The organism is Snodgrassella sp. ESL0324 (assembly GCF_013344955.1).
GTDB lineage: Bacteria > Pseudomonadota > Gammaproteobacteria > Burkholderiales > Neisseriaceae > Snodgrassella > Snodgrassella alvi.
In genome coordinates, this window is record NZ_JAAEDS010000003.1 from 1 (window position 1) to 20807 (window position 20807).

General features: G+C 37.7%; 21 protein-coding genes and 1 tRNA gene. 3 read left to right on the top strand and 19 right to left on the bottom strand.

The genetic code is table 11. From position 1 onward, the window contains the following. Together GYY70_RS00430 and GYY70_RS00435 are read right to left on the bottom strand one after the other, a co-directional pair. On the bottom strand, positions 1-3415 hold a 3415-nt coding region (locus GYY70_RS00430; RefSeq protein ID WP_174830916.1), incomplete at its 3' end, for an autotransporter outer membrane beta-barrel domain-containing protein. A 155-nt stretch (positions 3416-3570) separates the two neighbouring features. Further along, complete coding sequence (locus GYY70_RS00435; protein WP_174830917.1) at positions 3571-7161, bottom strand: autotransporter outer membrane beta-barrel domain-containing protein; 3591 nt, start codon at positions 7159-7161, stop codon at positions 3571-3573. Between the two features lie 969 nt (positions 7162-8130). Between GYY70_RS00435 and phoB the strand changes: the two genes are divergently transcribed. From phoB to GYY70_RS00450, 3 genes are all read left to right on the top strand, one after another. Next, positions 8131-8817 carry a phosphate regulon transcriptional regulator PhoB gene (phoB, locus tag GYY70_RS00440; RefSeq protein ID WP_084547573.1) on the top strand — a complete coding sequence of 229 codons (687 nt, stop codon included), beginning with the start codon at positions 8131-8133 and terminating at the stop codon, positions 8815-8817. 38 nt (positions 8818-8855) lie between these two features. Beyond that, positions 8856-10217 (top strand): phosphate regulon sensor histidine kinase PhoR, encoded by a 1362-nt coding sequence (gene phoR, locus GYY70_RS00445; RefSeq protein ID WP_174830853.1) that lies wholly within the window; start codon positions 8856-8858, stop codon positions 10215-10217. Positions 10218-10230: 13 nt separating this feature from the next. Then, positions 10231-10306: transfer RNA gene (locus tag GYY70_RS00450), tRNA-Lys, on the top strand. Positions 10307-10313: 7 nt separating this feature from the next. Here the strand turns inward: GYY70_RS00450 and GYY70_RS00455 are convergent. The 17 genes from GYY70_RS00455 to GYY70_RS00535 form a co-directional block, all read right to left on the bottom strand. After that, positions 10314-11396, bottom strand: coding sequence for a site-specific integrase (locus tag GYY70_RS00455; RefSeq protein WP_174830854.1), 1083 nt, complete (start codon positions 11394-11396; stop codon positions 10314-10316). Continuing rightward, positions 11297-11599, bottom strand: a complete 303-nt coding sequence (locus GYY70_RS12295; protein WP_174830855.1) for a helix-turn-helix domain-containing protein — start codon at positions 11597-11599, stop codon at positions 11297-11299. Before GYY70_RS12295 ends, GYY70_RS00455 begins: the two co-directional genes overlap by 100 nt. An 84-nt stretch (positions 11600-11683) precedes the next feature. Further along, positions 11684-12148, bottom strand: coding sequence for a hypothetical protein (locus GYY70_RS00465; RefSeq protein ID WP_174830856.1), 465 nt, complete (start codon positions 12146-12148; stop codon positions 11684-11686). A 38-nt stretch (positions 12149-12186) separates the two neighbouring features. Further along, positions 12187-12624, bottom strand: coding sequence for a hypothetical protein (locus GYY70_RS00470; protein ID WP_174830857.1), 438 nt, complete (start codon positions 12622-12624; stop codon positions 12187-12189). Between the two features lie 18 nt (positions 12625-12642). Next, the gene (locus GYY70_RS00475; RefSeq protein WP_174830858.1) at positions 12643-13110 is read right to left on the bottom strand and encodes a hypothetical protein; all 468 of its coding nucleotides are present in this window, start codon (positions 13108-13110) and stop codon (positions 12643-12645) included. Between the two features lie 34 nt (positions 13111-13144). Beyond that, entirely contained in the window at positions 13145-13597 is a 453-nt protein-coding gene (locus tag GYY70_RS00480) for a hypothetical protein (RefSeq protein WP_174830859.1), read from the bottom strand. A 39-nt stretch (positions 13598-13636) separates the two neighbouring features. Further along, positions 13637-14287 carry a polymer-forming cytoskeletal protein gene (locus GYY70_RS00485; protein ID WP_174830860.1) on the bottom strand — a complete coding sequence of 217 codons (651 nt, stop codon included), beginning with the start codon at positions 14285-14287 and terminating at the stop codon, positions 13637-13639. A gap of 8 nt (positions 14288-14295) precedes the next feature. Next, on the bottom strand, positions 14296-15201 hold the full coding sequence (locus GYY70_RS00490; protein ID WP_174830861.1) for a site-specific DNA-methyltransferase: 906 nt from the start codon (positions 15199-15201) through the stop codon (positions 14296-14298). A gap of 41 nt (positions 15202-15242) precedes the next feature. Continuing rightward, positions 15243-15482 carry a hypothetical protein gene (locus GYY70_RS00495; RefSeq protein ID WP_084562565.1) on the bottom strand — a complete coding sequence of 80 codons (240 nt, stop codon included), beginning with the start codon at positions 15480-15482 and terminating at the stop codon, positions 15243-15245. A 169-nt stretch (positions 15483-15651) separates the two neighbouring features. After that, entirely contained in the window at positions 15652-16089 is a 438-nt protein-coding gene (locus GYY70_RS00500) for a hypothetical protein (protein WP_174830862.1), read from the bottom strand. A 92-nt stretch (positions 16090-16181) separates the two neighbouring features. Next, entirely contained in the window at positions 16182-16544 is a 363-nt protein-coding gene (locus tag GYY70_RS00505) for a hypothetical protein (RefSeq protein ID WP_174830863.1), read from the bottom strand. A gap of 280 nt (positions 16545-16824) precedes the next feature. Beyond that, positions 16825-17391, bottom strand: a complete 567-nt coding sequence (dcd, locus tag GYY70_RS00510; RefSeq protein WP_174830864.1) for a dCTP deaminase — start codon at positions 17389-17391, stop codon at positions 16825-16827. Positions 17392-17408: 17 nt separating this feature from the next. Continuing rightward, a complete protein-coding gene (locus GYY70_RS00515) occupies positions 17409-18320 on the bottom strand; it encodes a recombination-associated protein RdgC (RefSeq protein WP_174830865.1) in 912 nt (303 codons plus the stop codon). 9 nt (positions 18321-18329) lie between these two features. Continuing rightward, entirely contained in the window at positions 18330-19532 is a 1203-nt protein-coding gene (locus tag GYY70_RS00520; RefSeq protein WP_174830866.1) for a site-specific DNA-methyltransferase, read from the bottom strand. A gap of 32 nt (positions 19533-19564) precedes the next feature. Further along, on the bottom strand, positions 19565-20152 hold the full coding sequence (locus GYY70_RS00525; RefSeq protein ID WP_174830867.1) for a hypothetical protein: 588 nt from the start codon (positions 20150-20152) through the stop codon (positions 19565-19567). Positions 20153-20190: 38 nt separating this feature from the next. After that, positions 20191-20364, bottom strand: a complete 174-nt coding sequence (locus GYY70_RS00530) for a hypothetical protein (protein WP_174830868.1) — start codon at positions 20362-20364, stop codon at positions 20191-20193. Positions 20365-20433: 69 nt separating this feature from the next. After that, the gene (locus GYY70_RS00535; RefSeq protein WP_078475262.1) at positions 20434-20721 is read right to left on the bottom strand and encodes a hypothetical protein; all 288 of its coding nucleotides are present in this window, start codon (positions 20719-20721) and stop codon (positions 20434-20436) included. Positions 20722-20807 lie beyond the last annotated feature (86 nt).

The window sequence follows — 20807 nt, forward strand, 5'->3', positions numbered from 1 at the left end:
TTCCTTTATTCAGTTGATAGCTGCCTTCGAGTCTTCCGCCAAGGCGGAAGAGCCAGGCATTATTGTGTCCGTGACTGACTGTAGTACGTCCGCTGATATCAGAATCATTTAAATCCAGCCACTGATGAATAATCTGAGCCTGCGGTTCAAGCTTCCAGTTGCTGCTGCCCAGAGTAAACGGCTGACCTATTTCTACTGAAGCCGTAACGCCATGACCTTTCTGTTTACCGGACGGATTGTTATCCGGTTTAATATCGACATGATGGCGGGCACCCTGTACTACAAAATCTGCATAAGCACCATTTTCACGGGTGTAATTACCATATGCGCCGATAAAGTAAGATTTGGTTGTGTTTTTACCTGCTCTGGTATCAATACCGCTGGTAAAGCCGTCAACATCGAGATTACCGTGCAGATAGCCGACATATCCGCCGGCACGCCAGCCGTTGTTGCTCCAGATATCACTGCCCAGTTGTAAACCGGCATAATTACCGGTAGTACGGGCATTGGCCGGCCCATTTTGCTGAATATCGGTACGGCTAGCAATCACTCTGCCCCAGCTCATACGTTCATCAGGCAGAGGAGTGGAACCGATACGCTGATGCATATTAGCGAGCATAAGGCTGTCAGCGTGTCGTAACTGAGAGGCAACTGCGGCAAATAATGGTACTTCTTTACGGTATAGTGGTCTGGATCTGGTTGTAATTTCTTCAGGTATATCATATGACTTTAAAAGATTTGCGGCGCTGGAGAATGTTTGTTTATCTGAGCGCAGATACCAGCTGCTGTCATCATTATTCTTTACCAATTCATATGCATAAGCACCTGCATCAATATGGCCATTAAACAGACTAAAAATGGCATCATTACTCTTTCCTTTAACAGTAATGAGAGCAATTCCATTGGTGCCGGATGTATCTGCCCCCAGTCCCTTAATGTCCGTTATTTTAATTGTACTTCTGCCAGTAGCATCTCCCGTAATCAACAATTTATCGGCAGTGTTTTCGTGAGAATCAATATCCATTAGTAACTGACTACCCGGACTACCGTTGTAGTTGCCATTGATTGTCAGAATATCTCCACTATAATTGTTATTAAAACTGATTGTGCCTGCATTATTTACGTCGGCAGTAATATTTATCTGACGGGATAAATCTACAGTACCTGTCTGCAGGGAAGTGCTTTTAGGTATTGCAAAATTTAGTATGCTCCCCGTATTAATATTTAATTGCCTGGTTTCCAGATCCCCGGTTAATGCTAAATTACCGAATAACGGTGAATTTCCTTGCTGACCAACATTAATAATAGTCCAGTTACGTAATGCAGTATTATTCATATCACCATTACTGGCAGAAGAACCAGTAAGTAGACTGTTGATATTGAGGGTGTCGATATCCTTCTGTCCATCAGGATTTAATCCGTCTGCATCTTTTTTTCCTCCGTCGAGTAGAGTTAAGGCAGACGTATCAGCCTGATTAATAGTGAAAGTGTCGCTACCATTATTCAGTAGCACTTGTCCGGAAATTCTAGCGCCCTTATTGACTATAATATTGGCATTAGAATCATTATTCATAATTGCTATACCAGAATTTGCGGTAATTTCAGCTCCGTTTTCCAATGTAATATTAGTATTTATACCGCTTGCATCAGTATTTTTAATACCGGCGCCAACTCCTCCGTTTACTTTACCGGCAATATGTATATTAGTGTCACCACTTCCTTGATTATCAGTATAAATGCCATTATTTATCCCTGTAATATTACCGGCTAGCTGAGTAATATTGAGTTCATAAGCAGGTTTAGAATGACGAATTTTAATTCCATTATAGGTAGTATGTTGGGCATCTTCCACATCATCTATTTTAGTCGTAATAACATTTCCTGTAGTGGTCAAGAAAGTTGATCCGGTACCAGAATTAAAAATATCGATAGTATTAAAAGATCCGATAGCATCATTAACATGAATAATTAAATCCTTTGCTTTATTACTGCTGCCAACGCTAAGAGCAGAAACTTTTTTACTATAGATATTATTTAAAATAACAGCAGTTGAACCATCTATACCTTCATTTGCAACTTCAACACCACCCGTGACATTATTAGCTTGAAGCATTAAATCTTTGGCAATAACTCCATTTGCTACTACTAGACCGCTATCGGCAGTAATGTCTTTGGCAATTACGGTGGTTGAACCCGCACCGGCATTAACCGCAAAAATTCCCCCAAGAGTATTGCTATTGATATTACCAGCAATAATTATTAAATCTTTAGTTTTTCGACCATTTACTGCCCAGATACCAGTACCTCTTTCACCAGTTTTTATTGAACCGTTAACCACAATAGTAGTTGAACCGGTACCATAGTTATTTGCTGTAATACCGAAAGCTTGGGTAGCGAAATTAGATGCTTCAATATCGTGAGCATAAATATTTATATCTTTTGAACCAAGGTCGTTATAAACACGGATACCCGATCCCAAGTCACTTTTTACATTGCCTGTATTGACCGTGACTGAACCGGTACCGCCATTATTAATATCAATACCACCGGTAAGACCTGCAACATTACCATTGTAACTATATATATCTTGTGTATTTTTTCCACTTTTAACTACAAGTGCCTGACTGTTACTTGAATTAATATTTCCTGTTGTAATGGTGGTTGATCCAGTTCCTTGATTATTAACAAGAATGCTCTCTGAAACACTATTGATATTATTAGCATTAATCAATACGTTTTTACTCGAGACATCATTATTAACAGAGATCGCATTGTTTTGGGTATTAATATTACCGTTAACATAAACAGAACTTGAACCAATACCATGATTGGCTATGACAATACCTCCGGCAGGACTTTTTAAATTATTAGTAGCAACAGTAATATCTTTTGCATTTTTGCCAACATCAATATAGACAGGCAGGTTATCTGAAGTGATATCACCTGTGTTAATTACAGTATAACCGCTACCCTTATTCGAAACAGATATGGCATCAACTGCACTGTTGATATTTTGAGTATTGATATTGATATCAGTAGCAGTTTCTTCGTTTTCCGCCAGAATAGCTGGAGAAATATCGGTTGTAGTTGTGGATGGGTCAATATTTATATCATTAGTAACATTGATATTTATTGAACTATTTCCATTATTGTAAATATGGATTCGATTGTTTGTATTCTGAATAGAATCACCAGTCAACGCCGTAGCGATTTTTGCGGGATTGTTTTGTGTACAGGTTATATTTGCTGTTGATAATACCGGACACCGCGCATGAGCGAGATTGAGGACTGCCAACATACTGAAACAAGCAGTCAGTTTAATCAGTTTTTGTTTACCGCAACTGTGTACTAGTTCTGATGCAACTGTATAAGTCTGTAATCTTAAATTCCAGATTAGTTTATATATTTTGTTCATCCTGCTTATCTCCTACATTTTTAAATGAAATAAAAATTAGATTGGTTTATAAATAATGACAAAACAATAATATATAATAATTTTAATTAATTGAAACAAACATATATCCTGGAATTGAATGTAATTAATGATAAATAAATTTTTACTAATAATATTTACCAGTTAATCTTTAATCCAACAGAACCATTTACCGGCGCTTTGGTATGTGCATCACCACCATTAGACCATGTATGGCCGATTTCACCATAAGCTTTTATTTTGTTTGTAATATCGTAAGTACCGCCAATTGCCAGCTCAGTGCTGGCATGAGAGGCACCGGCATTTAATCTGGTTGTGGCTACATTAGTAATGTAACTGGTATGGTCGGCACCATCAGGTGAGTAAAAGAAATTTACCCGGGCATAGGGTCGCAGATTTCCTTTATTCAGTTGATAGCTGCCTTCGAGTCTTCCGCCAAGGCGGAAGAGCCAGGCATTATTGTGTCCGTGACTGACTGTAGTACGTCCGCTGATATCAGAATCATTTAAATCCAGCCACTGATGAATAATTTGAGCCTGCGGTTCAAGCTTCCAGTTGCTGCTGCCCAGAGTAAACGGCTGACCTATTTCTACTGAAGCCGTAACGCCATGACCTTTCTGTTTACCGGACGGATTGTTATCCGGTTTAATATCGACATGATGGCGGGCACCCTGTACTACAAAATCTGCATAAGCACCATTTTCACGGGTGTAATTACCATATGCGCCGATAAAGTAAGATTTGGTTGTGTTTTTACCTGCTCTGGTATCAATACCGCTGGTAAAGCCGTCAACATCGAGATTACCGTGCAGATAGCCGACATATCCGCCGGCACGCCAGCCGTTGTTGCTCCAGATATCACTGCCCAGTTGTAAACCGGCATAATTACCGGTAGTACGGGCATTGGCTGGCCCGTTTTGCTGAGTATCAGTACGGCTGGCAATCACTCTGCCCCAGCTCATACGTTCATCAGGCAGAGGAGTAGAACCGATACGCTGATGCATATTAGCGAGCATCAGGCTGTCGGCCTGTCGTAACTGAGAGGCAACTGCGGCAAATAATGGTACTTCTTTACGGTATAGTGGTCTGAGTTTTGATGGTTTAGTTGTCGTACCACTATCACCAGAGTTGCCGTTACCGGAGTTGTTACCACCGGAGTTGTTACCACCGGAGTTGTTACCACCGGAGTTGTTACCACCAGAGTTGTTACCACCAGAGTTGTTACCACCGGAGTTGTTACCACCAGAGTTGTTACCACCAGAGTTATTGCCGCCGGAGTTATCGCCACCGGAGTTATCATCCCCCGGGTTTGTTTGCTTTTGAGAGCGTAAATACCAGTTATTCCCGTTTTGCTGCAAATCACCTTTAAACAAATGGTATTCATATGCACCTCTGTCTAAATGATCGCCTTCCAATGCAAAAGCATCTCCGGTACTGTTACCATTAATATGTACCAATTCAATGCCATTGGTATTTCCGGTATCGCCGCCAAGACCATCAATGCTGGCAAATCTGATGGTGGTTTTACCTGTCACATTACCCTGAACAGTCAGTTTATCGGCAGTATTGTCAGCAATGCTGTCATTATCTTTTAAAGCAGAATTAAGTTTCAGATCCAGAGTCAGTTTACCGCCATTACCCTGATAATTTCCGTTAATCGTTAAATTGTCTCCGGTGAAATTACTATTGAGATTAATATTGCCTGAGTTAAACACATCGCCATTAATCTGTGCCTGTCTTAGGGAACCGATAAGATTGATTGTGGTACCATTCCCGATATTAAGCTGATTAGTATTCAAATCTCCGCTCAGAGTGAGCATACTGTTTTGAGCAAGATTTATTTTTTCCCAGTTACGAATAGCAATATTTCCGGCTGTACCATTATTATTTCCGGTGGTTGAACCGGTTAATGACTGATTAATATTCAGTGTATCAGTCATTCCGTCATTACTGCTGGTATCGTCCCCACCATCGACTACAGTAATATTACTGATATTGGCTCCGCGATTGATGAAAAGAGTGTCACTACCGTTACCCAGTTCAATACGTCCGATGACTTTTGAACCGCTATCCAGCGTAACTTTAGCATTACCATCTTCATCACTAATAGCCAGACCAGAAGTTGCTGAAACACTGGTACCGGTATTAAGGGTAATAGTTGTTGTACTGTTTGGTTTATCCTGAATAAAAATACCTGCTTTCGAACCTCCAGTTATTTGATTGGCCAGAGTAAGTTCAGTATCACCTGAACCAAAATTGTGTATCTCAATGCCGCTGATTCCACCTTTAATTGTCCCTCCCGATTGAATAATGCTGATATGTGTAGCCCGCTCCCCGTTTTCAGCCCAGATTCCGTATCCCCTTGTGGCTGTAATTGACCCGTTAGAAGTAATATTTGTGGCACCGTAAGCATGATTATTTGCAACGATACCATTAGTACCGGCATTGATAACAAGTGATTCGATGCGCAGCTCTTGAGCCTGATTTGTATTGGTTATGCTGATACCTGTATTTTGATCTGCTGTTACTGATGCCTGATTGCGGATTGTGGTTTTGCCTGTTCCATTATTGGTTGCATATATACCGTTATCTGTACCGGATATAAGGTTAGTATTTATATTCAGCTCGTTTGTATTATTGCCATTATTAACAAAAATACCATTACCGGATGTAGCAATAACAGTACCAGTTGATGTAATGTCAGTGGAACCGTTTCCAGAGTTAGTAGCGTAAATACCGTTACTTGTACCTTTAATATTGCCACTTGTAATAGTTAATTGCCCTCCGTGATTCTCGCTAAAAATTCCATCGCCATTTTCTCCATGCACATCTTTGAGAGTTTTAATGGTTGTATTACCAGTACCATTATTATATGCATAAATACCATTGGTATTTCCCTGAACAGCACCATTGGTGGTTACATTTAAATGGGTTGATGCATTCTCATTATTAACCCATATAGCATCGTTAGTGCGTGATTCAATACCTTCATTAACGATAAGTGTCGTTGACCCTTTACCATTGTTATGTGCATAAATACCATGTGCCTGACCAATAACAGCCTCAGTAGTAATAGATAAATCCTTTGATCCGGCAGTATTGACAGCATAAATGGCATCATCAGTATCAGATATAATATTGCCATTTGCTTTTATTTCTGTGGAACCGCTGCCTCCATTATTGATACTAATACCTTTGCGTTGTTTGCTATGGACGGCTGCTGTTGAGAGTTTGACATCTGTTCCTGTGCTATTAATGTAAATACCTTTAGCATCAGTAGTTAACATGTCTTGTGTGGTGTTAATTGTAATCGCACCCGTCCGGCTGTTATTTGTTGCATCAATATCCGTTATGTTTTTATTATTTGCGTTTACAGTTAAATTCCCGGCACCATTTTGATTGATAATTGTAAGCGACTGATTTAATTCAGTGTCGGGTGTATTGATGGTTTGATTGGAAGGATCTCTGTTTTCAATGCGATTATTGCTGATGGTAGTGTCAGCATATGTACTAATAACAGGTGTGTTTTCTCGAAAAGTTGTACAAACTTTGTTGTCTGGTGCTGAAAGCGGACATTGTGCATAAGCCAGTCCGGTAGTTGCCATGCTGATAGCTATAATGCTAACCAGCCTGAGCCGTGCAGTTTTACCCCCTTTCCGGGCTAATTCTGATGTAACGATATATGCCTGTACTTGCGCATTCCAGATAAGTTTGTAGATTTTATTCATATTGGCTAAGATGATCAGGTAAATGAGAATTATGTTTCAGTCAAACACCGTAGTTAGATACACACTCTTTTAAACCAGCATATAAATAAAGATATATCTTTTTTTATTCGACTATAAAAAATTGATGAAGTCAAAAAATTAACTATCTGAAAATTTAAACTTAAATGTTATCAATTGTAAATTATTTTTATATTAATAATAGCTGAATGACATTAATGCTGTTTGAAATTTAAACAGTATAGGGCAGGTTGCAAAAGCGTTATCAGGGCAGGTTTATATCTATAGAATATTTTTTAATGTTGGTATTTTTATTCTAATGTATACTTTGGTAAAAAAAATTAAACCAAATAGTTATATTTTATGAATATAGAATGAGATAAAAATAATAATCAGGTGATTTAATTTTTTAACCTGTTGTAAATTAGTTTCAAAATTATCCAAAATATGTTTAATAATTTTATAGAGACACCCGCAGAAAAATTATTTCTTTGTGCATTTTTAGGTAAGTGCGGATTGTTGATAGATTATAGAAAATTACTTAAGACATATAATTATATTGAAATGCTGTTTGAAGATTAAGTAACGCTCTGTTGGAGAGTTTTATGAGAATAAACTAGATAACAGATTTAAGTTTAATCACACATAAGTATTATTAGACATACGAACTTTTGTCTCATCTTACCAATAGATTTGCTAATAATAAATCAGAAATTATTTAATCACTGATAAATGCAATACTAAACTGAAAATACAGCTTACCAGCTAAAATTAATACTGTATGTCTGTATATCCGATATTTCCCGATATGATATAAATTTATATTGTGTTAGCATTACTGTGGTTACTCCGATTCTGAACCTGTGCAACGAAATATTCCGGCACAGGTTTTTTCTTGATAACTGACTTTATATTTTTCTGTTTTTCTTCTTATTCTGTCACAATAGATAATTATCTGGTCAGGAAATATATATGGCAGAAGTTATGGTATTGGTTGTAGAAGATGAAGCTGCAATTTCTACCCTGATTCAATTTACTCTCGAGCAGGCCGGCTTTGTTGTTCAATGTGTACCTAGTGTAGAAGCAGCACAGCCATTATTGCAATCCAGGCTGGCTGACATGCTGCTAGTGGACTGGATGTTACCCGGACTTTCCGGCCTTGATTTTATCCGGCAGCTGCGGAATGATATTCGCAGCCGTGATTTACCCATTATTCTATTAACAGCACGAGGTGAAGAAACAGATAAAGAGCAGGGGTTGAATCTGGGTGCAGATGATTACATTACTAAACCTTTTTCACCACGAGAACTGATTGCGCGAATTAATGCGCTTTTGCGCCGGCGTGCACCGCAAAAAACTAGTGTACCACTGCGTATTTATGGTCTGGAACTCGATCCGCAGCAGCAGCGTGTACAAGTAAACGGACAAACCATTCCCTTCGGACCCAGTGAATTTAAGTTATTACATTTCTTTATGACACATCCGGATCGGATATACACCCGCAGCCAGCTTCTGGATCTTGTATGGGGTGATCATGTGTTTGTTGAGGAGCGTACGGTAGATGTTCATATCCGCCGTTTAAGACGAGGACTTGAAACAGTGGGGCATGACCACCTTATACAAACTGTGCGTGGCAGCGGCTATCGCTTTTCACCATAGCCGGAAATACTTCTTAAATTTATCTTCTGTGAAATAACATGCTTCTGTCTGAACTGCGCCATCATTTATATTTAATACTGGCAACCATGATTGTGGTTGTCGTAGCGTCATTGCTGACTGGCGGTCTGCAATTCATGCTGATTAGCTTGTGCTGCCTGTTTTTTTTGTGGTTGGCGGGTTACTGGTATCATTTATTTAAACTGGTTCGGTGGCTGGAAAGACCGAAATTACGTAATGTGCCACAGGGGATCGGGATTTGGAACAATATTTTCAATACTTTGATGCTACAGGCACGTAGCCGTAAAAAGCGTAAACAGAAACTGGGTGTCGCCTTGTTACGCTTTAACCGTATTGCTGAAACCATACCAGAGGGCGTATTAATCCTTGGAGAGGATGGACATATTCAGTGGCTGAACCATCTGGCTGCAATCCATCTGAATCTGGTTGCTGAACAAGACAATAACAGTATGCTAGCTGATCTGATTGAAAATAATGATTTCCGGCAATTTTTGGATGAGCCGGTAACAGAATCGGTGAATATAAAGCTTACACTTGAAAATATAAATAGCGGATTACCACGTGTATTAAATATTATCCGGACTCCGTTTGATGAACAGGCAACACTGATTATTACTCAGGATATTACTGCTGCCGAACAGTTGAATGCCACCAGAACGGCATTTGTGGCCAATGTTTCACATGAACTGCGTACTCCTTTAACTGTAATCAATGGCTTTCTGGAAACTTTAACTGATATGCCGGATTTGCCGCAGGAACAGCGTCAGTCATTTATTGCACTGATGAGTAAAGAAGGAACCCGCATGAATCATCTTCTGGCAGATTTATTAACCTTATCACGACTGGAAAATCAGGTTACTGCATCTTTATGTAAACAGCCGTTGTGCCTGAGTATTCTGGTTGAGCAGGTGGTATATGAAGCTGAAATTTTGTCTGAAAATAAACATCGTTTTATCTGTGAAATAGCTGCAGATATCTGGGTAGAGGGAATTCAGCAGGATTTATATAATGCATTCAGTAATCTTCTGTTTAATGCTGTACGCTATACTCCGCAATATGGAACTATTACTATCCGGCTCTATATGGAACAGAATGTGCCGGATTGTAGTCAGCAAATTGTATTTCAAGTGAGCGATACGGGTCATGGTATCGCTGCGGAGCATATTCCTCATCTTACCGAACGCTTTTATCGTGTAGATTCAGGCCGCTCACGCGAGAGCGGTGGAACAGGTCTTGGGCTGGCCATTGCTAAACACGCTCTGGCAGAACATGGCGGCAAATTACAGATTGAAAGTATTACTGGGAAAGGCAGCACTTTTAGTGCCATATTACCGCAAATGAATAATAGCAAAGTACTTGACAGCAGCCGCACTCCTGCCTAAAATGCGCGCTCTTGGGTCGTTAGCTCAGTCGGTAGAGCAGCGGACTTTTAATCCGTTGGTCGAGCGTTCGAATCGCTCACGACCCACCACAAAATATCATAATACAGTCAATAAGTTATCGGGCTGTTTTGGTTTCAGTAAATAGTCCATTAAGTTTCCATTTTTGTCATTTTTTTGACATGTAGTTTGCATGAGGCTGTCAATCTTTGATGCGTGTGCGTGTAAATGATCATTGTCGAGATGAGCGTACCTCTGCACCATTTCCAACGATTGCCAGCCTCCCATTTCTTTTAGCTCATACAACGACACTCCATTCTGTACCAGCCAGCTTGCCCATGTGTGCCTTAAATCATGCCAGCGAAAATCTGTAATATTTGCTGCTTCTAAAGCCTTGTACCACGTTTTGTAGGTTAAACTGAGAACTGGTTTATTACGAGTGTGAACAAATACATACTCTTTATGCTTGCCTAACTGACGTATCAGAATTTCCATCGCGGTTTCGTTCAATACTAAATCATAAGGTTCATCTGCCTTCATTTCATCAGGATAGTATTGACATATTTGATTCCTCATATCAATCTGATTCCACTTTAAACTAAATATATTGTGCTGCCTTAATCCGGTTGCTAAGTTAAATCGTGCCATTGTAGCCATGTAAGGTGCCAATTCATCCAAACATTTCAGCAGTCTTGACGCTTCTTCAACCCGTAACCAGCGCACACGTTTTTTGGGTTCTTTAAATAGCTTCAGATGAATTCCATGATCTAACATATCCCATTCTTTAACACATGCATTCAATATTGACCGCACTAAAGCAATATATCTGTTCTTAGTACTGTTAGAACATTTTCTTGCATTGATTATGTCCATAATCAGGTTTCGGTTTATTTCATGTAAATATAATCCTCTTAACTGCTGAAGATTCCTAAGACGACTTAAATCAGATTTCATACTTTTTTTAACATCAGCTTTTTCATTTATCCATTTCAGGACAGCATCGTCCCATAGATATTTAGGTTTTTCCCCCAAGCGTTCCAGTCGCCATAACTCATGCTTCACTTTGTCGTGGTATTCTTCAGCTAGTTTTTTGTCTTTAGTTTTAGTAGTTCGTCTAATTCTTTTGCCTTTCTCTGTTGTAATATCGATATACCAAATGCCGTTTGAGTGTTTGTGTAACATACTCGGTTCCTATGTTGCTGAACCGCCTGCGCGGTCAATTCTTCTTTATTGCGAATATAAATGTCAAGATTTGTTTTACGGATAACATAGCTTTTGCCAATTTTGGCTGCTCTCAGTTCTCCAGTTTTAATAGCGTCCCTGATAGTCTGCACTTTGCATTTGCAGCGATTGGCCGCTTCTTCACATGTAAAGGTATCTTCCATTTTTACCCATTAAAAAAACCAGCTATTGCTGGGACGTGTTCATTAATAATGCTTAATTAAAAAGCCGCTTTTAAGCGGCTTGGTTCATAGGTATTTTGTATATTGTTCTTTGGTTAAGGTTATTACTTCGATAAATTTTCCTACCCTATAATAACCGGTCGTATCAATTTTCAGATCTAAGAAATCGTTAATTAGTTTTCTTAATTCTTGAATTTGTTCATCTGTAAGGTCGAACAATTCAGCTTCTGAAAAATAATCAAACTGTACCATCTCATCAGATTTATCTAGCAAATCCGTTATCGCATCTTCAGTAAAAGCATTGCATTCACTTGGCTTGAACAAGTCCCCTTGTTCACAAACTGCAATTTTTAATTCTGCTGGTAATTCTCCTGCTAATGAATGTATTGCAGATAATGCAGCAGCTGTTGCAGATAATGCATCAGCTATTGTGTTGTAATAGGTATTTTCATATACCTCTTTTTCATCACCACCTAAACAACAAACACCATACATATATTTATCTTGGTTATCTAGATAATCGTTATTCATAGTAATCTCCATTAAAAAGCCGCTTAAAGCGGCTTAATTCATAGGTATTTGATGTAGTCTTTTTTAGTTAAGGTTATTACTTCGAGGAGTTCCCCCACTTTTTGGCAACCAGTAGTATCAATCCACTTATCCAAATAATCATTAATAATATTTTTTAATTTTTTCAATTTAGCAGGTGTTAATTTAAATAATTCAGCATCATAAAAATACTCAGGGCATAACATCTCATTAGATTTATCCAGTAAATCTTTTATCGCATCTTCAGTAAAAGCATTGCATTCGCTTGGTTTAAATAAGTCACCTTTTTTGAAAATAGCAATTTGTAATTTTGTTGGTAAATTTTCTTTTGAAAGGGGCGCAGCATCAATTGCTTGTTTTATTGTGTCATGACAAATATTTCCATATGGATTTTTATCCCCATAAGGACAAACTCCATATAAATATTTATCTGGTTCATTTTTATAATTGCCAATCATGGTAATCTCCATTAAGAACTAGAGAAATTTATATAGTGATTCAATTTGAGAATTAATATTTTGACTAACTTGCCTAGTTTCATTAAATTCATCTATGTCTGCTTTAGTCAATTTAATTGATTTTTTTATTTTTCTTCCAAGTTTCCACGTACCCTCATCGCCGAAGTTCTTTGCTAAATTATCTAACATCTTCTGAAGTTTCCGTTTAACTTTATCGGGAATATCTGTATAAATACGCACCTCATCTTCATATAGAGTACCTGAATAGTGTTCAAAAATTATACTATCGGCATCTCTTAAAATATTTTCAGCAGATATCGGAAAGCACTGATTTCCTCGAATAATTTCATATACTTCGATAGCCTGAATAGACTGTAAATCTTCACAATTAGCTAAGCAATCAGTAATATTCTCATAGGGATAAGTCTTAAAACCAAGGCCTATATTAGCTTTAAAGCATATTTCTTTTTTGACTGTAATGATCATCGTTCACTCCGTTGCTGATAAAAAAAGCCGCTATTCAGCGACTAGGTTTTTTTTGACTTCTTTTACGAACTTCTCTCAGCCACTTTTTTAAACGGCTACTAAGTTCTTTAGTTTCATTAAAGTAATCTATATCTTCTTGCACTATGATTATTGGAGTATGTATAGTACGTCCATTTATGAGCAAATTGCCGTTGTTGTGGTTTTTAGCTATTAAATCTAATACTTTTTGCAATACTTCCGTTGTCTCCGGGGTTACTCGCTCGGTATAGTAATCATCTTCATCAATGTAACCATTTTCATATAAATACCTGTTTGCCTCATCAATAATATCCGTCGCTGAGAAGGGGAATTTTATAAATCCATCGAATTCAACTGCTTCAAGAATCTCTACAGCTTTTGAATCAGATAAATATTCGTATAATGTTTCATAATTAAAAGTAGTATTTCTTATTCTGAATAAGATAACGGTTTGCTTATTTGCTTCCATTGTTTACTCCGGGATATAGTTGCATTAATGTTTATATCATTAGTAAAGACGAGGTTTTACGGTGTATCTCGATAAATGTTGAGTTTGAATATTTCCTGATATTTTTCCATCATTAATTAATTTGACTTCATCAGCTTTAACATCACCAAAGATTAGACCTTTATTGTTATGTATTGTTTTTGCTTCTACATTTCCTCTAATATGTCCCCCTAAAAGCATAATCATTTTGGCTTCAATTTGAGCGTAAATTAGGGCCTCTTTGCTAATATCTATTGTGTTAGCATTCACGCAGTTTGCATAAATAAAAGCTCTATCACTAATGTCAATTTTCTTAGCTTCAACGGATTTAGCATAAATATTTTCTTTATCTTTAACGATAAGTTGTTTCTTAACATTAAGATTCCCTTTAATGTATATCTTATTAATGGAATTAACAGTACCGTTTATATAAACATTACCAGGGTAAAAAATGTCTCCTCCTTGTGCATTCTCAAATTTTAAGGGTGTCTCCTTGAAAGGTAAGTTATCTACTATCCGTGAGGCAAAATCTTGATAGCCTAAATATAAGTAAAACGTTATAGCCTCTAAAGCTCCTGCACCGTTAGGATATTGTTCGTTAAAAGCGTTGAGTTTATCTTCACAAGCACCATGCCATTTAAGCCATTTATGGGTAATTTTTTTATCTTTCATACTGTATTTCATTGGTTGTAATTAAAAGCCAGCATATGCTGGCTGTTTTCATTTCGTATTTTGGTTTGTAATTTGATGATTCTGTCCGTTTGAATATCTTTGTTTTCTTCATTCAACTCGCAGCCGATCCAGTTCCTTTTTAACCCAGCAGCAACGCCTGCCGTGGTACCACTACCCATGAAAGGATCTAAAACGATGTCCCCTTCTTTGCTACCTGCTAAAATAGTAGGAGTGATTAAATCAGGAGGAAATGCCGCATGATGTTTGATGTGTGTAGTTTGTGTAGCTAATGTCCATACGCTTCTTTTATTTCGTTCTTGATTTTTAAGGTATACGGTTGGTTCTCTGATGGCTTTATAATCAAAATAGTATTTCCTTTCCTTAGATAATAAAAAAATGTATTCATGCGCTCTGGTGCACTTGTCTGTTGCGGGCTCAGGCATAGGATTTGTCTTGTTCCAGATAATATCTTGACGCAAATACCAACCTTTATTCTGTAAGGCGAATGCCACCCGCCAAGGAACTCCAATTAAATCTTTAGGCTTTAAATTCCCAGACAATGGAGTTTTCTTAAGCTTGCCTGATACATTGCCTTTATTTGCAGCCTGCATTCCAGTAGGATAAGCCCGATTATCGCTATATCGTCCTTTGCCACTTCCTGCATAGCTATCGCCTAAATTCAGCCACAAGGTACCATTATCGGCTAGTAAATCCCATACAATATCAAATACGCTAACAAGCTTTTGTACATACTCTTCCACGGTATCTTCTATACCGATTTGACCAGGTAAACCATAGTCGCGCAGCCCAAAGTAGGGCGGCGAGGTAACGCACATTTGTATTTTGCCTGCATACTCAGGTAAAAGAGATTCTAGGCATTGCTCGGCATCACCAAATAGGCAAGTATTGATCATATTAATCTCTCTAAATGAAAAGCCAGCTAATTGCTGGCTAGTTATTGTTTATCTGGTTCAGGTTTTTTAGTCTTATCCGGCTTGGATAGGGTCACTCTTTTAAATTCCCTGTTCGGATAGTATTCAATCACAATAATGTTGTTTTGATTTACTGCAAATTTCCACACTAAAAAGAGTGTAATAGTACGAACAAGTTGATAAATAGCAGGACTAAAAATTATTAATCCAATGGATAGTAGGTTATCATTTAAAATATTAAGAATTTGAATAAAGGTTGACATCTTATTCCCTTGTATTCTAATTATACTGGTGGGTTAATTAATAGCAGGGGTCATCAAAATGATGATCCCCATCAATTTGCGTGCGCCCATTTTTGGACTTACGAGGGAAAATCTGATTTTCAAAGTTATTTGTACTCAAAATAATCTCCTTAAAATTAAAGCCCACTGTTTAGTGAGCTTTTTTGTATTCCTCTTCTAAGGCTTCGGTTATTAGATTTTTGTCTTTTATTAAGTCCTCACGAGTTCCATAAAGTTCGAAGTAATTTAATAAGTCTTGGTGAAAAATATTTTCAGGGTCAAAATTTGTATATGTTATGTCAATCGAACTGCCACCATCGCCATACCATACTTCGGTTCCGGGCTCAGGTTCAGATCTCAAATAGTTTAATTGTTCTTTATGCGATATGTAGAAGTTCTTTACGAATTCACTAGCCCTTTCAACATCCTCTTTAGTTGGATAAATTCTATGCAGGGTAAGTCGTTCTTTTTCAAAAAAGAAACCTCTCCAATTGTATAATACATAATAGGGTTCTGGCTCAATACACAAAACATAATATTCTTGCCCTAACTCAGGCGCCTCTACTAAATAATTAACTTGTCCACTCATTTCAAATTCCTTTTTATTGCAGGTTATAAACCTCAATTAAAAAGCCAGCTAGGAGCTGGTTTTAAGTTCTATAATTTAATTCAAAGTATTTATTAGCCATAATCACAAGCCACAATCTTATTATTTAGATATCCAATACTGTCTGTTTTTAATTCCACATAATTAATTAAATATTTACGTTGAGATTCACATTTAATAGATCCTAAATTTTTGATCCATATATTCAATTCAGCCTCTTGATTAGTGACTGATACTTTATATTGGATATTTAAAAAGCCCCACAAACTAAAAATTGTAGGGCTCACATAAGGAAATAAAAATTCTGAAAATTCTTTTTCGTACAAATTTGCGCTTAATCCATTACTAAACGATCGCATCGTTTTGAAACGAGGAATTTTAATAACATACTTTTTAAGTATAATTACTACCCTTGTTGCTCCTTTTTTAATTTGCATTTTGTTTTTCCCTCTAAAATATAGCCACTATATACGTCTGATAAACTCAATTACATCGTTAGCATTACCTGAGTAAGATTTGTTTTTATAAACGTATTTATTTGAAGTAGGGTAAAACACGATATTACCCGCGTTAGTTTTGATACGTACACCATGACTGTTACCTGAGTGAGTTAGTCCACTGTTATGTAATATAGCCATGTTTTTATCATATGTTTCTGAATTATTCATCACTGAAACTTTCACTTTAAGAAATCTAATAAATGATTGACGTAGCTTTTTATACCCTTGGAGGTGTTACACCACGTTGTCCCATATATTTACCAGCTCTATCTTTGTAAGAAGTAGCGCATTCTTCATCACTTTCAAAGAAAAGTACCTGGGCCACGCCTTCATTAGCATAAATCTTTGCCGGTAGCGGTGTAGTGTTGGAAAACTCCAGAGTTACATAGCCTTCCCATTCTGGTTCAAATGGCGTGACATTAACGATAATACCGCAACGTGCATAAGTGGATTTACCCAGACACACAGTAAGGACATTGCGCGGAATACGGAAATATTCCACAGTGCGTGCCAAAGCAAACGAGTTAGGCGGAATGATGCAAAAGTCGTCTTCAACAGTTACAAAATTACGCGTATCAAAATTTTTCGGGTCAACAATGGTACTGTTGATATTAGTAAAAACTTTGAATTCACGTGCGCAGCGAATATCGTAGCCATAGCTGGAAGTACCATAGGAAATGATTTTTTCACCGTTTAGCTGTTTAATCTGATTAGGTTCAAACGGTTCAATCATGCCGTGCTCTTCACTCATACGGCGTATCCATTTGTCTGATTTAATACTCATATTTAACCTTTAGAAGTTTAATTCAAAACCCAGCCGCCAAGATAGGAAACCAGTTCATCCAGTAATTCGCCCAAAGCTTCAGCCATCAGTATTTGTGATGCATAGGCTAAGCTCTGATCATCATCAGCTTGTCCAGACGCTTCTTCCTGAATGATATCCAGAAACTGAATTCGCTTAAGAGTAAAATTATCTGTCAGGACAAAGCGAACCCTGTCGTTCCAGCTCAACCCTAGTTGCGTCACTACTTTACCGCTGTGAAGGAGCTTAGTGATCTCTTCAGCAGTTAAATCATGATGCTTAATTCGAACTACAGGCGCATTATCACCTAGTCCTACTAATTCACAATCACAGTCCAGCTCAAAATGACCGGCTGCATCTCCTCTTAACAGCCATTCCGTCATCAGACTACCAGGCGACTGTTTAGTACGTGGCAGCTTTGCTTCCACTCCACCCAGTGCTTCACGTAATTTCGTAAGCACTATTTCAGCACGACTAGTTGTAGCCTGATTGATTAATAAATAATCACGCTTTGTATCAATAATTGCATCAGTATTATTACTTTTAGTAAAAGCACGAGGTAACAAGTCATCAGTAATGGTGTCTTTTAATTCCTGCTTTTCCTTACGGCCTACTTTTCGCCCTTCAACTTCACGGATCAGATTGATTTTTTCCTTAAGAAGATCGTTAATTACTGTTGACGGTAATACCTTTTCTTCTTTTTTCAAAGCAATTCGTATGGTGTTTTGTGCTGGAAATACCATATCTGATGTAAAGTCTACAGGATTAGTAAATCCTATACTGGACCACTCCAGTCCCGTACAGGGTTGAAATTGTGCTTTTGCTAGCTTCTCATCAATTGTTTCGAAATTTGGTAGGTTATCGGTATTGATTAAATAAATAGAAATTTGATTAAAATAAAAATTAGACATTATTTATCCTTAACGATTCATTTTAAAACGTTCAAATCCATTTTGAACGTATTCTTTGTGCATCTCAGTTGTGACCCAACGGCGATTTAATCTTTCAGCAGCAAGTGCTGTGGTTTGAGAACCGGCAAAAGGATCAGCGACCAGATCATCTGGCTGGGTAGTAAACTTAATCAAAAATTCAGCCAGATTAATTGGCATCATTGCACCATGAACTGGTATTCCCAGATCATTACAGCGTTTTTTCAGTGCAGCTATACCATGAGGATCATGAACCTGTCTGATAACATTGCGTGGAATACTGCCTGATGTCGGGTTACTGTATGCACCGATATTTTTTCGATATGCACCGTCACTGTTTATCGCTACTTTGTTTACACCTCCGCTATAAATTAGCTTTTGCTGTGCAGTTTTATGAGGTTGTAAAACCCTGCGATTGTCACTGCGCAACTTCTTCGGATCATTAGTAAACCAGTACACTGGTTCCCAACCGACATTTAACTGAACTCTGCTTTTACTAGCCCATTGCAAGGGTGCTGGTGGTTTACACGGGTTTTCCCAAATCAACTCATCAAGTTTGAATAACCCTAAGCGTTCACATAAAGAAATCACCAGTTTTTCACGATACAAGGATCTGGCCGGTGAACCCTTGAGAAAAATATCATTACTAATATTCAGGCACAGACTTCCTCCAGGTGACATACAGGCTACTACCGGCTCAATAGTTGAGCACAACCAGTCAACATACTGCGATTCATCAACATTCCCGTACTTTCGCGGATTTTGTAGCGGGTAGGGTGGTGAAGTCAGAATCAGATGAATAGGCTCGTCAAATCGGCTAAAAAAAGTCTGGCATTTGCTAATTACTGCAATGCCAAGATTTGTTGAAAATCCCAATAAAGCATAGTTATCATCAATCTCAGTTAATGATTCCCGTGTCTGCCGGATCATTCGCCAAACACCACGGTCGACCCGTTCTATCACACCAGTATGTTTCAATGTTTGCTGATACCAGCGGATTCTATGTTTGAGAACATCCACTTTTTCATTTGTCTTGCCGATAAAAGAATAGTGGCCAAAAAGACCACCACCGTATTTTTCTTCAATTTTTTGGTAAAGCTCTGAATTACTTAATTCATCTGTTGCCTGACAATATTCCTGCATTATTGCTGGGAATAAATTTAACTGAATGTTATGACCTAGAGTTCCTGCCATTTCTTGACCCTCTTTAGGCTCTATTTATTGATTTATGCGGCCCGCTGTTTTTTGATGTTTTCTCTGTCCAGTTCCATTAATTCCAGAACAATCTTGTGCCACACGGTATACCATTCACCTATCGTGGTAATTTCAATAATACTGTCCAATACAGAGATAATTGATTCAATGCTGACGATATTGTCACCACTGGCAACATAACGACCATTTTGTTCACGTCTTCGGGACAAGTCCTGTAATACTGACGATGTGGCATTAAATGATCTGGTGCCTAGATCACGCATTGCTTCAATTACTTTCTCTTCCTTACATCTATTGTTTTCCAGAAAATAACTGGATAAACGATAGGTCATATACAAAGTATTTACTAACCTTGAAAAATTGATATTGCTAATATTTCCGGCTTTTAATTCGCTGACACGTTCTTTCAGAAACAGATTAATAAATATTTTGTCATCATCTTTCATTAAACCACTAATCCCTTTGAGCATTATGATCCCATTGGGCATAGTCAGATGTGGGTTAGCACTGGGAATATGAGGAGCCGCCAACCTTGTTATATTTAGATCCAGAAAGGTATCAGAAAAACGTAATTTCTTTTTTCTATTTTTTTTTCGCATGTTAAAACTTTTTTAATCTAGACTTAAATTTCAGAATTTCATTCTGTTATTGAAGCTATGAAAATGCTTAACTCTTTAGCCAGTGTTTTAGGATTAAATTGATGTTTATTAAGAGTTAACTCAATATTATGATTTTTATGCTTAATAGTTAAATGTATTGTCACATTTGAGCTATCAGATGAGCTTAATGTTTTGGTTTTATCCTTTGTCATTTTCTACTCCATAAAGCGGCTGTAAAAAAAACCGCATAAAGCGGTTATTGATGAATTTTATGCAAACATCTATATTTCCCAGTAAAGGACTTGCCTAGGAAGAATTTTTCCGTTGTACTTTATTGCTAATGCTGATAGCTTCTTTTTAGTCCCATCATCACATTCAATCTCTAACTCTGGGTTAAGTGTTTCTAAGCATGAACAATCATTATCTTTAAGATATTTTTCTAGGTCGTCGAAATAACCAATAAAAATTTCATCATTGCTTAGCTTGAAAAATTGAACTTCGGTTTTTCGACTATAAGGAACATTAATTTTTTCTGGCATTTTCAAGCTCTTTCTCAAAGTTTGGTTCATAATAAACCGCTTACGGCGGTTAGTCGGTACATTCAACTGGAAAGGACTCCAGCCATGTACTGCATGCTGTTACTTCCGCCACCTGC

What these genes read in the sequence shown, in the direction of transcription:
- dcd (WP_174830864.1), bottom strand. Translation starts at nt 17,391, where the DNA reads ATGAGTATTAAATCAGACAAATGGATACGCCGTATGAGTGAAGAGCAC.
- phoB (WP_084547573.1), top strand. Translation starts at nt 8,131, where the DNA reads ATGGCAGAAGTTATGGTATTGGTTGTAGAAGATGAAGCTGCAATTTCT.
- GYY70_RS00465 (WP_174830856.1), bottom strand. Translation starts at nt 12,148, where the DNA reads ATGAATAACGATTATCTAGATAACCAAGATAAATATATGTATGGTGTT.
- GYY70_RS00535 (WP_078475262.1), bottom strand. Translation starts at nt 20,721, where the DNA reads ATGAACCAAACTTTGAGAAAGAGCTTGAAAATGCCAGAAAAAATTAAT.
- GYY70_RS00530 (WP_174830868.1), bottom strand. Translation starts at nt 20,364, where the DNA reads ATGACAAAGGATAAAACCAAAACATTAAGCTCATCTGATAGCTCAAAT.
- phoR (WP_174830853.1), top strand. Translation starts at nt 8,856, where the DNA reads ATGCTTCTGTCTGAACTGCGCCATCATTTATATTTAATACTGGCAACC.
- GYY70_RS00525 (WP_174830867.1), bottom strand. Translation starts at nt 20,152, where the DNA reads ATGCGAAAAAAAAATAGAAAAAAGAAATTACGTTTTTCTGATACCTTT.
- GYY70_RS00455 (WP_174830854.1), bottom strand. Translation starts at nt 11,396, where the DNA reads ATGTTACACAAACACTCAAACGGCATTTGGTATATCGATATTACAACA.
- GYY70_RS00490 (WP_174830861.1), bottom strand. Translation starts at nt 15,201, where the DNA reads ATGATCAATACTTGCCTATTTGGTGATGCCGAGCAATGCCTAGAATCT.
- GYY70_RS00435 (WP_174830917.1), bottom strand. Translation starts at nt 7,161, where the DNA reads ATGAATAAAATCTACAAACTTATCTGGAATGCGCAAGTACAGGCATAT.
- GYY70_RS00480 (WP_174830859.1), bottom strand. Translation starts at nt 13,597, where the DNA reads ATGGAAGCAAATAAGCAAACCGTTATCTTATTCAGAATAAGAAATACT.
- GYY70_RS00500 (WP_174830862.1), bottom strand. Translation starts at nt 16,089, where the DNA reads ATGAGTGGACAAGTTAATTATTTAGTAGAGGCGCCTGAGTTAGGGCAA.
- GYY70_RS00495 (WP_084562565.1), bottom strand. Translation starts at nt 15,482, where the DNA reads ATGTCAACCTTTATTCAAATTCTTAATATTTTAAATGATAACCTACTA.
- GYY70_RS00470 (WP_174830857.1), bottom strand. Translation starts at nt 12,624, where the DNA reads ATGATTGGCAATTATAAAAATGAACCAGATAAATATTTATATGGAGTT.
- GYY70_RS00515 (WP_174830865.1), bottom strand. Translation starts at nt 18,320, where the DNA reads ATGTCTAATTTTTATTTTAATCAAATTTCTATTTATTTAATCAATACC.
- GYY70_RS00475 (WP_174830858.1), bottom strand. Translation starts at nt 13,110, where the DNA reads ATGATCATTACAGTCAAAAAAGAAATATGCTTTAAAGCTAATATAGGC.
- GYY70_RS00485 (WP_174830860.1), bottom strand. Translation starts at nt 14,287, where the DNA reads ATGAAAGATAAAAAAATTACCCATAAATGGCTTAAATGGCATGGTGCT.
- GYY70_RS12295 (WP_174830855.1), bottom strand. Translation starts at nt 11,599, where the DNA reads ATGGAAGATACCTTTACATGTGAAGAAGCGGCCAATCGCTGCAAATGC.
- GYY70_RS00520 (WP_174830866.1), bottom strand. Translation starts at nt 19,532, where the DNA reads ATGGCAGGAACTCTAGGTCATAACATTCAGTTAAATTTATTCCCAGCA.
- GYY70_RS00505 (WP_174830863.1), bottom strand. Translation starts at nt 16,544, where the DNA reads ATGCAAATTAAAAAAGGAGCAACAAGGGTAGTAATTATACTTAAAAAG.